Origin of the sequence: Caulobacter sp., from assembly GCF_035254145.1 — a bacterium.
GTDB lineage: Bacteria > Pseudomonadota > Alphaproteobacteria > Caulobacterales > Caulobacteraceae > Caulobacter.
The window spans coordinates 43,318-53,069 of the sequence record NZ_DATFAV010000080.1 but is presented as its reverse complement, the minus strand read 5'-3'; the positions used below and the strand labels follow the sequence as shown (position 1 = coordinate 53,069).

General features: G+C 66.1%; 7 protein-coding genes and 1 tRNA gene. 3 read left to right on the top strand and 5 right to left on the bottom strand.

Features of this window, described 5'->3' with window-relative positions; genetic code table 11:
- The coding region (locus tag VJ655_RS04540; RefSeq protein ID WP_324109877.1) for a glycoside hydrolase family 2 protein at positions 1-1,254 on the bottom strand (1,254 nt) is incomplete at its 3' end.
- Positions 1,255-1,382: 128 nt separating this feature from the next.
- Positions 1,383-3,893, bottom strand: coding sequence for a TonB-dependent receptor (locus tag VJ655_RS04535; RefSeq protein ID WP_324109876.1), 2,511 nt, complete (start codon positions 3,891-3,893; stop codon positions 1,383-1,385).
- Positions 3,894-4,260: 367 nt separating this feature from the next.
- Here VJ655_RS04535 and VJ655_RS04530 point away from each other — a divergent pair, with 367 nt between their 5' ends.
- Positions 4,261-4,890, top strand: coding sequence for a TetR/AcrR family transcriptional regulator (locus VJ655_RS04530; protein WP_324109875.1), 630 nt, complete (start codon positions 4,261-4,263; stop codon positions 4,888-4,890).
- A 6-nt stretch (positions 4,891-4,896) separates the two neighbouring features.
- Here the strand turns inward: VJ655_RS04530 and VJ655_RS04525 are convergent, their stop codons facing one another.
- Both VJ655_RS04525 and msrA read right to left on the bottom strand, forming a co-directional pair.
- Positions 4,897-5,247, bottom strand: coding sequence for an MmcQ/YjbR family DNA-binding protein (locus VJ655_RS04525; RefSeq protein ID WP_324109874.1), 351 nt, complete (start codon positions 5,245-5,247; stop codon positions 4,897-4,899).
- Positions 5,247-5,900, bottom strand: coding sequence for a peptide-methionine (S)-S-oxide reductase MsrA (gene msrA, locus VJ655_RS04520; RefSeq protein ID WP_324109879.1), 654 nt, complete (start codon positions 5,898-5,900; stop codon positions 5,247-5,249). The genes VJ655_RS04525 and msrA overlap by 1 nt, the downstream gene beginning before the upstream one ends.
- A 173-nt stretch (positions 5,901-6,073) precedes the next feature.
- On the opposite strand from msrA, the gene VJ655_RS04515 reads away from it, so the two are divergent.
- A tRNA-Ser gene (locus VJ655_RS04515) sits at positions 6,074-6,163 on the top strand.
- 133 nt (positions 6,164-6,296) lie between these two features.
- Positions 6,297-6,398 (top strand): DUF6538 domain-containing protein, encoded by a 102-nt coding sequence (locus VJ655_RS21025; RefSeq protein WP_414646939.1) that lies wholly within the window; start codon positions 6,297-6,299, stop codon positions 6,396-6,398.
- 355 nt (positions 6,399-6,753) lie between these two features.
- Here the strand turns inward: VJ655_RS21025 and VJ655_RS04510 are convergent, their stop codons facing one another.
- Positions 6,754-9,708, bottom strand: a complete 2,955-nt coding sequence (locus VJ655_RS04510) for a TonB-dependent receptor domain-containing protein (protein WP_324109873.1) — start codon at positions 9,706-9,708, stop codon at positions 6,754-6,756.
- Between the last annotated feature and the right edge of the window lie 44 nt (positions 9,709-9,752).

The following is a 9,752-nucleotide window of genomic DNA, read 5'->3' as shown; positions in this document are numbered from 1 at the left end:
GCGGATGTTGTCGGCCAGCATGCCGCGCGCCAGGGCCAGGGTGCGCGGATTGCCGAAGTCGACCAGCCAGTAGACGGGGATTTCGCTCCAGACTAGCAGGCCCATCTCGTCGGCCAGGCGCGTGGTGATCTCGCTGTGCGGATAGTGGGCCAGGCGCACGAAGTTGCCGTGCAGGCCGTCCTTGACCTCGGACAGCAAGGCCCGCGCGCCGGCCTCGGTGATGGTGCGGGCGGGGTTCTCGCCGAACTCCTCCTCGTGGATCGAGATCCCGCGCAGGAAGATCGGCTTGCCGTTCAGCAGGATCTCCGAGCCCTTGGTCTCAATGATGCGAAAGCCGACGCGGTCGGTCAGGCGATCCTCGCCGGCCTGGACGACGACGTCGTACAGCTTGGGCGTCTCGGGCGACCAACGGGTGAGGCCTCTGGGCGCGGGGGCGGAAGCATTCAACACGCCGTTCGCATCGGTCTTGCCGGCGATGTCCAGGCCCAGCTCGGCGATGCGGACATGGACCGCCTGGTTCGCCGCCTGGGCGCCGTCCAGCTTCACGGTGGCGGCGATCCTGCCGTCCTTGCCGAGACGCACCCAGGCCTCGTCGACAAAGGTGCCCGGGGTGATGACCAGCCGCATCGGCCGGGTGATCCCGCCATAGTTCTCCCAGTCGGTGACTGGCGGCGGCGCGCCGTCGGCCTGGGGCGTGGAGTCGACGCCCACCGTGATCTGGTTGTTGCTGGCGCGGAGGACGTCGGTGACCTCCATCGAGAACGGGGTGAAGCCGCCCTCGTGCTCGCCCACGGCCTTGCCGTTCAGGAAGACCCTGGCGGTGTAGTTGACCGCCTCGAAGCGCAGGAAGGCCCGCTGGCCCGGCTTCAGGGCCGGAGCGTCGAAGCGGCGCTGGTACCACATCAGCCCCTGATAGTAGCGCAGGGTCGGGTCGTGGCCGATCCAGCCGCCGGGCAGCGTCGCCGCCGGGCTGCGGTCCATGTCGTATTCATAGAGGGCCGTGGGATGGGCCCGCGTCAGGGCGTCGACGTCGACATCATCATAGCGCCGGTGGCCCGCGCCGGCCTCGCCGCGATGAAAGCCGGCCAGGCCGTCGCGATAGGGATCGACCGAGTAGCGCCAGGTTCCGGAAAGGTCCAAGCCGTCGCGAAGATCGGCTCGGGTCAGGGTCGGCGAGGACGCCGCCGCGGCGAGTGGGATCGCGATCGCCAGGGCGCAGACGGCGCCGATCAGGGCGGTGAATCCCGGTCTCATCGCAACCTCCCGTGGCCGTTCGGCCTTCGGAAGGTTGAAGCATGGTCTGGTCGGCAGGGAAAGTGGTCAGACCAATCGTCAAGAAGGAAGGGCGGCCGCACAGATGCGCGACCGCCCCATAGTCTGGATTAGAAGGACTTGCGAACCGTCACGCCATAGGTGCGCGGGGCGTTCGGATAGCCGCTGTAGCTGCCGTCCTGAGCCACGGTCGCGAAGGTCGAGATCAGGCTGTTGTCCTTGGTCAGGTTACGCGCCCACACCGAGACCTCGATCTGCTTGGCCGTGTTGGTCAGGCCAAGGCTGGCGTTGACCACGTTCTGGCCCCAGGTCGACAGTTCCGGCGGGGTCGTTTCCGTCAGCTGGGTCTTGCTGGCGTAGTCGAATTCCACCCGGGCGTAGCCCCGATAGTCGCCGCCGAAGTCGTGGTTGACCGTCGCCGAGGTCGAGAACGACCACTTGGGAATGGCGGCCGGCCGCTCGCCGGTCAGGTCGCGGAAGTTCGGACGACGGCCGGTGGCCGGATCGACCGGGCAACGGGCGGTGTCGTAGTTCACGCAGGCCGCGCCGGTGAAGCTGTCATAGACCGGATCCAGATAGGTGACGGCCGCCGTCAGGTTCAGCCACTCGACCGGGCGCCAGGCGCTGTCGATTTCGAAGCCCTTGACCGACTCCTCGCCGGCGTTGACCAGGCTGTAGCCCAGGCCGGTGAAGGCGTTGGACTGGAAGCCCTTGATCGACTGCTTGAACACCGCGGCGTTGGCGTAGCCGCCGGGGAAGTTGGCCTTCACACCCAGTTCGTAGACGTCGACGTTTTCCGGCTGGGCGGTGCGGCCCACGCCGTTGGCGTTCGGCGGACGGCTGTCGGACGACAGGTTGTAGGCGCCGGCCTTCCAGCCCGTGGAGTAGCTGACATAGGCGTTGATGGCGCCGAAGTCGTAGGCCGCGCGGACGGCGTAGGTGACTTTGTCGCCCTTCAGTTCGCCGGACTCGGTGGCGTTCGGATAGTTGACCGGGCCGTGGGTCGGCGAGTTGCCATAGAAGAACTGCAGGGCGCCCAGGGCGCTGTAGAGGTTGCCGGGCAGGCCCAGGGCCGGGAACTGCGGCACGGCCGACAGGTTCAGCGATGAGAACGGGTCGTTCATGACGACGTTCGAGCGCGCCTTCTTGTCGTCGTTCAGGTAGGCGAGGCCACCGGTCAGGGTCAGCTTGTCGGTGACCTGGTAATCAACTTGGCCGAACAGCGAGTACGACGTCTGGTTCATCTTGTAGAAGTCGTTGATGCCTTGGCCAGGCTGGAAGTAGGTCAGGCCCGGCTTGACCAGGGTCGGCGTCGCCAGGCTCTGCAGGAATTCCAGAGCATAGAGGTTCGACCGGCCGGTGAGGGCGGGGCGAAGCGTGGCCGGCAGGGCGCCCAGCAGCGTGGCCGGGACCGGACCCGACAGGGCGTCGGCGAAGGCGCGGATGTCGCTGCCGTAGGTGATGGTGCGGCCGGTATCCATCTTCTCCTTCTGGTAGAAGCCGCCGATCAGCCAGTTCAGCGGACCATCGCCGCTGGAGGCCAGGCGCACTTCCTGGGTGAAGGTCTTGATGGTGTTGGCGGTCTTGTTGTTGGAGATGTCCGCGCCGGTGAAGTCGATGTCCTGGAACGAGGCGTTCTTCTGGTTCCGATAGGCGGTGATCGCCGTCAGCTTGGCGAAGCCCAGGTCATGGTCGACCTGGCCTGACACGCCCTTGCCCGACAGGGTGTTGTTGGGGTCGGTGTTGAAGATGACGTTGCGGTCGAAGACCTTGGTGGTGTCGCTGATCGGCTTCTTCAGCACCGCGCCGATCGCCAGGGTGGCGGGGCCGTTATAGATCGACGAGACCGCGCAGCAGGTTTCGTTGATCTTGTTGTAGTCGGCGATGACCCGGAACGAGGTCTTGTCGGTCGGCTCCCACAGCACGTCGCCGCGGATCGACCAGCGGTCGCGGTCGTTGACGTCGTTGCCGGTGGTCAGGTTGGTGAAGAAGCCGTCGCGCTTGTTCAGGCTGCCCGACAGACGCACGGCCAGGGTGTCGCTGAGCGGGCCGGTGAAGGAGCCCTTGATCTGGCGCGTGTTGTAATTGCCGATCGTGGCTTCGAGCTTACCGCCCGCCTCGAACTGGGGCTTCTTGGTGACGATGCTGATCGCGCCGGCCGACACGTTCTTGCCGAACAGGGTCGATTGCGGGCCGCGCAGCACTTCGATGCGTTCGACTTCCGGCAGGTCGTCCAGGGCCGCGGCCGAGCGGCTGCGATAGACGCCGTCGATGAAGACGCCGACCGAGCTTTCGATGCCGTCGTTGCCGTTGCCGTTGCCGAAGCCGCGGATGACGAAGTTGGTCTGACCCGTGGCGTTGAACTGCGAAACCTTCAGCGACGGCACGACCGATTGCAGGTCGATCAGGTCGCGGACCTGGGCGCGTTCGATCGTCTGCTGGCCGGTCACGGCCACCGAGATCGGCACGTCCTGGAGGGTCTGTTCGCGTTTGGTGGCGGTGACGACGATTTCGTCGATGGCGGTGTTGTCAGGCGCCGGAGCCGGCTTTTGTTGAGCGAAGGCGGGCGCCGCGATGACGAGCGCCAGGGCTGTCGCCCCCAGCAGATGGACGTTTCTCATATTCAACTCCCTGTTTTCTTTTTTTATGCGCCGCGTGCCTTCCCATCCCGGCTCGAGCAGGGCCGGGGTTTACGGGGGGAAGGGCGGTTTTGCTTACGTTGGGTAAAGGCGATCCCAGCCGGCCGGCCGAGCCGCGCGGGGCGGTCGGAAGAGCCGGATCATGGATGCGGACGCTATGCGCCATTTTTCGCCCCAAGCCCGCGCGGTCTTGCATCCCGCACGTTGCTGCGACGATTCTAGCATGCCCTCGATATTCTAGCGCAAGTTAGAAATTATCCGATTGATCGGCGTCACGTTCGAGACGACCCTTGGCGACCGGCGTTCGCTCGACCCAGAATCGAGCCGGCCGGGCGGAGGAAGCGAGCGATTGTCTAAGGCCGGGGATCCCGCGGTCCTGGCGGAAGAGGCCAGGCCGATGGCGCAGAGCCAGAAATCGGTGAAGAAGCGCGAGGCGATCCTGCGCGCGGCCATCGAGATCATCAACGCCAAGGGCTTCGCCGCGGCCACCATGACCGACATCGCCGCCGCCCTCGATCTGCGCGACGCGGCGCTCTACTACTATTTCCCCAACAAGCAGGCCCTGGCCTTCGCGGGGCATCAGCGCTCGCTCGATCGCTTCGAGGCCATACTGGCGGCCGTCGACGAAGCCGGCGGGACCGGGCTCTGCAAGCTGGGGTGCTTCCTGCGGGCGCTGCTCGACGACGCGGTCAGCAACGGTCCCCAACTCTATTTCGGGGACAATTCCTACCTGGAGGACGTCCAGCGCCGGGCGATCGAGGCGCGGACCGCCGAACTCAGCAAGACCCTGGAGCGTTTTCTGAAGGAGGGCATGGCCGACGGGTCGATCGCCCCCTGCGAGCCGGCCCTGGTGGTGCAGCTGATGGTCGGGATGCTGATCTGGCTGACCAAGTGGACGCCAGCCACGCCGGGCCTGACCAATGAGCGCCTCCTGGAGGCGATCGAGGCTATGGCGTTGCGGGGGCTGGCGGCGAAATGACCGTCTTCAAAGCCCCAGCTCGGCGCGGACCTTCCTCGTCAGCTTGGCGGCGATGAGACCGTGGGCGGTGGTCACCCAATCGGCCACCTCGTCCGCGTCCAACGCCGACAAGTCCCCGAAATGCACCCATTTGGCGCGGGCCAGATAGGGGGCGGGGCGAGCCTGGCCGGACTCCGTCAAAACCTCGAACGCCACGTCCGAGGCCTTGAACGAGACGCCGCCGCCCAGGGTGACGCCCTCGCCGCGGACGGCGAACATCTTGCCGCCGACCTTGAAGACGTGGTCGTCGCCCCACTGGATCGAGAGGGTCGCGCCCGGCAGGGCCAGGCACGCCCGGTCGAAGGCCTCCGGGCTCATCAGGCCTCGACGCCAACACCGATCGGGCAGACGACGCCGGTGCCGCCGATGCCGCAATAGCCGTTCGGGTTCTTGGCCAGGTACTGCTGGTGATAGTCCTCGGCGAAGTAGAACGGACCCGCGGCGGCGATCTCGGTGGTGATGTCGCCCAGGCCCTTGGCCGAAAGCGCCTGCTGGTAGGCTTCCTTCGACTCCACGGCCGCGGCGGCCTGGGCGTCGTTGGCGACATAGATCCCCGAGCGGTACTGGGTGCCGATGTCGCCGCCCTGGCGCATGCCCTGGGTCGGGTCGTGATTCTCCCAGAAGGTCTTCAGCAGCGCCTCGTAGGTGACGACCTTGGGGTCGAACACCACCAGCACCACCTCGGTGTGCCCCGTGCGGCCGGTGCAGACCTCTTCGTAGGTCGGGTTCGGCGTGATCCCGGCCGCGTACCCGGCGGCGGTCACATAGACGCCGGGGATCTGCCAGAACACGCGCTCGACGCCCCAGAAACAGCCCATGGCGAACACCGCCGTCTCCAGCCCGTCCGGATACGGACCCTTCAGCGGATGGCCGTTGATGAAATGGATGTCGGCCGTCGGAATCGACTCGGCGCGACCGGGCAGGGCCGTGTCGATGGTGGGAATTTCGAGGGTCTTCTTGAACGACAGCATGGCGGGGCCTTTCGAAGGCTGGATCTCGTGGGGCCAGATATAGGCGGTCCCGCGACCGGTTTCATCCCGCATCGCGCCGGCCTCTTTTTGTCCGCTTGCTCTGAGACGGTCCCTGAGTATATTGCGCGCCTTCCCGCGCCGGGGGCCCCAACCGCCCCCGACCCGAGTGCGCTGGTGAGGTGGCCGAGTGGTTGAAGGCGCACGCCTGGAACGCGTGTATAGGGGAAACTCTATCGAGGGTTCGAATCCCTCTCTCACCGCCACGCTTCCATAAGTCCTTGAAACTTAAAGAAGCCTCGGAAAATCAGGTACTTGTCCATGGTAAAGCGCTCCGTGTCTGTAACACGTGGTGTGGGAGCGACGTGCTGACAGGGTTGTTCCGCGGGGGCGGCAGATATTCGATTAAGCGCCGCGTACCCGATCGATCTGATCGAGCATTTTGGGCGTGAGCAGATCGTTCGAGCCTTGGGAACCGCCGACCCGGCCGAGGCCCGCTGATTGCTACCGATCGCGTGGCGGAAACTGGACGAGGAGTTCGCCCAGGTTAGGGGCGCTCAGCCGGGCGCATTGCCAACGCTTTGGGCCAGGCGTGACACTCGTGCATTCGCGCCAGCGGCAAAGCGCGGAAAGGCGTTTGAAGTCATCCTGGATGCGAGCGTGGTGAGCGCCCGAAGCAAGTCAGCCCCGATCCGCAGATCTTGATCCCCAGCGGAGAAATCACTTCATTCCGCTGGGCCATCGCTTGGATCAGATCGCCACGGCGGCGTGCTGCGTATCGTCTTCGGTTCTCGGCGGCCTCAAAAGGCCGCCCCTTCGCCCGCCGGGGAGGCAGCGAGCGAAGGGGCGGCCGCGGCTACAGCCTCATGCGCGCGCCAATCTTGAAGGCTCGGCCGAAGGGGTCGTAGTACAGGCCGTTGCCGAACAGGCGCAGCTGCTTCGGCTCCTCTGTGTCGAGGACATTGTTGATCCCGCCAAAGACCTCGAACCGGCTCTCACCGCTGGCTTCGGGGATTTTGATCCGGAACGACAGGTCCAGATAGAAGCGGGCGGAGACGTGATTGATGTTCACGCTGTTGGGGTTGTTGATGTCGTAGCCGCGCTGCTCGGGACCGATCTTGGTCGGGTCGAGGATGGATTTGGGGATATAACGGCCATGAGCCGTGAGCGACCAGTTGGTGCGGGTGTAGGTCACCACGCCATCGGCCCGCCAGCGCGGCACGCCCTGGATGTTCTGGACGGTGCCGGCATTGCCGGTCACGCCGTCGAACTGGGAGACCAGGCCCGTGGCGCCGATGGTCGACAGGTCGACGACATAGTTGCCGTTGCCCTGGAAGTCGAAATTGCCGCCGAAGGCGGGCAGCCGGTAGTCGACAACCAGCTCATAGCCCTCGGCATGCAGTTGGCTGAGGTTCTGATAGGTCGTGTAGACCGTGTTGATCGACCCGTTCGAATTGAAATCGATCAGGTTGCATAGCAGCTTCTGCTGCTTGCAGGCGTTGGCGATCGCGGTGCTGTTCAGGGAGTCGATCGCCCCGTCCACCTTGATGTCATAGTAGTCGACCGACAGGTTGAAGCGGGGAATGAAGCTCGGCTTCAGCACGACGCCCGCGGTGAAGGTGTCGGCGTGCTCGAGTTCCAGAGCCGGATTGCCGCCGGTGACGGTGAACTGCAGCGTCGTGCCGCCGACGAACGGGTCGGGCTGCGGCAGTTGAGTCCGGGTCGCGTTGGGCGTCGATTCCAGGGCCGAGGGCGCGCGGATGTCGCGTGAACGGGTGACGCGGAAGGTGACGTCATCCGTCGGCCGGTAGACCGTTCCGACCTTCCAGGTCGTGGCGTCGCCGAACGGGTTGTAGTGGGTGAACCGCACGGCGCCGTCGACGTCCAGCGACTTGCCCACCGGCGAGTCCTTCAGCAGCGGCACGCCGGCTTCCAGATAGCCTTCGGTGACCGAGGTCTTCGTGAAGGGCAGGGCCGAGGTGGCCGGCGAGATGTAGTTGTTGGCCAGGGTGTTGGCGTCGGCCGCGCCTTCGGCCGTGTCGCGCCGCCACTCGGCGCCGACGGCGATGTTGACCTCGCCCGCCCAGGTGCTGAACGGCGCGCCGCGCAGGTTCACCGCCGCGCTCTGATTGACATAGGTGCGGGTCTGGGTGGCGGTCACGTTGTAGCGCGCGTCGGCCGCGGCGCTGACGGTGGGCGCGAACAGGTTGATCGGGATGCAGCCGTTGGTCGGGTTGGTCAGGGTCGTACGGCAGATGATCGCGCCGGCGGCGATTCCGGGCAGGCCGGCCGGCGCGACCACGGCGTCGACGGCGTTGTTCCACTCCTTGAGGCGCAGCCGCTCGTCCACGACGTCCCCCTCGACGCGACCATAGGTGTAGCCGGCGTCCCATTTCCAGCCGCCGCCAAAGTCGCCCTTCAGGCCGATGGCGCCGCGATAGAGGTCGTTGGTGCTGACGCCGATCGTCGAGGCGCCCAGCGACCAGGCCCCGTGGTTGACCAACAGCTTGGTGATCGCCGGATCGGCGGCCAGCACCGTGGCCCGCGTCGCGGCGGAGATGTAGGGGTTGTTGATGTCGAGGGTGGCTGGACCATCCAGCGGCACCGTCGATTGGGTCGGGCCGCCCACGACGTGTGCGTACATGAACTCGGTCGACATCGAGACCTTGTCGGTCAGGTCGTAGTCGGCGTGGATCATGCCCGAGAAGTGCTTGTCGGGCACCACCAGCGGGGCGGGGGCCTGGCCGATCAAGAAGGGCTGGGTGGGGTCGCCGTTCGGCTTGACCTGAAAGAGACCGCTCAGGAGATCGCCGAACTCATAGGGGACGAGATTGCCATTGGGGTCGAACTGCTTGCCGCGCAGCGCCGCCGGCAACGAGGTGGCGCCGACATTGAGGATCTGCTGGCCCAGATTGATCGTACCGCCGGTCCCATTCGGCTTCTGGGCGCCGGTCAGGATGCCGTTCTCGTTGTAGACGAACATCACGTGATCCAGCACCAGCGTGGCCGGCAGGCCGTTCGTGCTGGTCCGGGTCGCCGTGTTGTAACCTGGGTTGGCCACGAAGTTGGTGTACTTGGAGCACCAGTCGCGGGTCTCGCACTGGCCCACGCCAGTTTCCTTCAGATACTCGAAGCCGGCGACGACATGGCCGCGGCCGCCCGCGAAATTGGCCCCGTGGGCCGCGGCGGCGTAGTAGCTCTTGCCGTCGTTGTGCCGGGTGACGCCGGTCGAGACCTCGGCCTTCGTGCCGGTGAACTTGGTGTCGAGGATCAGGTTGACGACGCCGGCCACCGCGTCGGCGCCGTAGGCCGCCGAGGCGCCGCCCGTCACGACCTCGGCCCGTTGCACCATGATGGTCGGGATGGCGTTGACGTCGATAGTGCCGTTGTCGGTGGTGGTGACGAAGCGGCGACCGTCGACCAGGGTCAGGGTGCGCGTGGCCCCCAAGCCGCGAAGATCCAGGGTCCGTGCGCTGATCGCGCTGGAGACGCGGAAATTGCTGGTCGCCGGCGAGCTGATCGGGCGGAACGATGGGATCTGGTTCAGGGCGTCGCCGACGCTGTTGATGGCCAGGGCCTCACGGCGCGCCTCGCCGATGACATTGACGGGCGTGGGGGCGTCATAGCCCGTGCGGGCCAGGCGCGATCCGGTGACGACGATCTCGTCGACAACCGCCTGGTCGGCCTGGCTGTCGGACGAGGCCTTGTCGGACGCGGCGGTCTGGGCCATGGCCGCGCCGCCACCCGCCAGGGCCGTGACGAGCACGGCGCTGGACGCGCCAAGCATGAGCAGAAGGCTGTTGTTCGCCATTGGTCATTCCCCCCTCTACGCGGCCGTCCCCTGATAGCGGACGG

What these genes read in the sequence shown, in the direction of transcription:
- VJ655_RS04535 (WP_324109876.1), bottom strand. Translation starts at nt 3,893, where the DNA reads ATGAGAAACGTCCATCTGCTGGGGGCGACAGCCCTGGCGCTCGTCATC.
- VJ655_RS04525 (WP_324109874.1), bottom strand. Translation starts at nt 5,247, where the DNA reads ATGAGCCCGGAGGCCTTCGACCGGGCGTGCCTGGCCCTGCCGGGCGCG.
- msrA (WP_324109879.1), bottom strand. Translation starts at nt 5,900, where the DNA reads ATGCTGTCGTTCAAGAAGACCCTCGAAATTCCCACCATCGACACGGCC.
- VJ655_RS04510 (WP_324109873.1), bottom strand. Translation starts at nt 9,708, where the DNA reads ATGGCGAACAACAGCCTTCTGCTCATGCTTGGCGCGTCCAGCGCCGTG.